The organism is Microbacterium umsixpiens, assembly GCF_053543675.1.
Window position 1 is genome coordinate 46,105 of sequence record NZ_JBLVOH010000023.1, and the last position, 1,527, is coordinate 47,631.

Below are 1,527 nucleotides of genomic sequence, written 5' to 3' on the forward strand. Positions count from 1 at the left end.
ATGCGCCGCCGGCCGGGCCGGATCCCCGTCAGCCCTTCGCGCCCTTGCGGGGCTTGATGAACTCGGCTGGTGCGTTCTTCTCCCGCTTCGCAGCTCGCTTCTCCTTGAGCGAGAGCTGTGGCGCCTTCTTGCTGTCGCGACCCTGGATGGACTTTCCGGACATGGTTACTCGCTTCCCCTTCGGTGGCTGGCGTAACCTCCGACCATAGCCAGCGCCCAGCGGAAGTCAAATTTCCTCCTGATCGGGAAATTTTTGCTAAGCTTGTGGAGTCAGAAAGTGCGTTGACACAACGCTGCGACCGGGACGACCCGCTCGTGGTCATCAGTCGGGGACGGCCCCAACTCGAAGGAGTCCGGCGATGTCACGCACGGAGCTTAAGCAGTTGATCGGCGTCACGGATATCGTCCGAGTCGCCCTCGGATGGGGCGCTTTCGCGGCTCTCCTCCTCCTCCACCCGGTGCTGGCGCCGCCTGTGCCGGGACCTGTCCTCGTGATCGCTCTCCTCGGGATCATCGCCGTGATCCTCGTCTGCGCATTCGGCGTGGTGAAACAGGCCGAGGCCCTCGCACATCGACTCGGCGACCCCTACGGATCCCTGGTCCTGACGCTCTCGATCGTGCTGATCGAGGTCATCCTGATCTCGGCCGTCATGCTCGGACCGGGCGAGCATGCGACCATCGCCCGCGACTCGGTCATGGCCGTCGCGATGATCATCATGAACCTCGTGATCGGTCTGGCACTCCTCCTCGGCGGGCTCCGCCACCGCGGCATGGCCCACAACCGCACCGGCACCTCGGCCTACCTGTCGATGCTGGTGGTGCTGGTCGCCCTCGCGTTCGGACTCCCTGCCCTGATCGGCGCGGACGGTTCGTACACGACGGGGCAGGAGATCCCCATCATCGTGCTCACCCTCGTGCTCTACGCGTTCTTCCTCTACCGGCAGATGGGCGCACAGGCGAGCGACTTCACCGAGGTCGATCCCCGGCTGCTGCAGAGCGCCGAGCGTCAGGAGAAGGCGGAAAACGCCGGCGGGATCCGGCAGGTGCTGGCCGAGCATCGCACGGAGGTCCTCGTGCGCCTCGGGCTCCTGGTGGTCACCGTCATCCCGATCGTGCTCCTGTCGCACGACATGGCGGCGCTGCTCGACGACGGTCTGGGCCGGCTCGGCGCTCCGGTCGCCCTCGCCGGCGTGCTCATCGCCGGCATCGTGTTCCTGCCGGAGTCCATCACGGCGGTGCGGGCAGCACTCGGCGGTGAGGCCCAGCGCGTCAACAATCTGTGCCACGGAGCACTGGTGTCGACGGTGGGCCTCACCATCCCCGCGGTTCTCATCATCGGGATGCTCACCGGTCAGACGGTCGTCCTGGCGGAGTCTCCGGCGAATCTGCTGATGCTCGGCGTCACGCTGCTGCTCTCCGTCACGACGTTCGCGGCGAAGCGGGTGACCGCGATGCACGGCGCCGCGCACCTGGTGACGTTCGCGGTCTACGTGATCGTCCTCTTCAGCTGAGGCGTGCGGCGGGGCA

Annotated in this window: 2 protein-coding genes; one reads left to right on the plus strand and one right to left on the minus strand. The window is 66.5% G+C overall.

Translation table 11 applies throughout. From position 1 onward, the window contains the following. Positions 1–28: 28 nt before the first annotated feature. The gene (locus ACNPM4_RS02300; protein WP_017829963.1) at positions 29–163 is read right to left on the minus strand and encodes a hypothetical protein; all 135 of its coding nucleotides are present in this window, start codon (positions 161–163) and stop codon (positions 29–31) included. A 196-nt stretch (positions 164–359) separates the two neighbouring features. Here ACNPM4_RS02300 and ACNPM4_RS02305 point away from each other — a divergent pair, with 196 nt between their 5' ends. Then, the gene (locus tag ACNPM4_RS02305; RefSeq protein ID WP_372467801.1) at positions 360–1,511 is read left to right on the plus strand and encodes a calcium:cation antiporter; all 1,152 of its coding nucleotides are present in this window, start codon (positions 360–362) and stop codon (positions 1,509–1,511) included. The last annotated feature ends 16 nt before the right edge of the window (positions 1,512–1,527 follow it).

Bases quoted from the DNA above. Each gene is read 5' to 3' on its own strand.
- ACNPM4_RS02305 (WP_372467801.1), top strand. From the start codon at position 360: ATGTCACGCACGGAGCTTAAGCAGTTGATCGGCGTCACGGATATCGTC.
- ACNPM4_RS02300 (WP_017829963.1), bottom strand. From the start codon at position 163: ATGTCCGGAAAGTCCATCCAGGGTCGCGACAGCAAGAAGGCGCCACAG.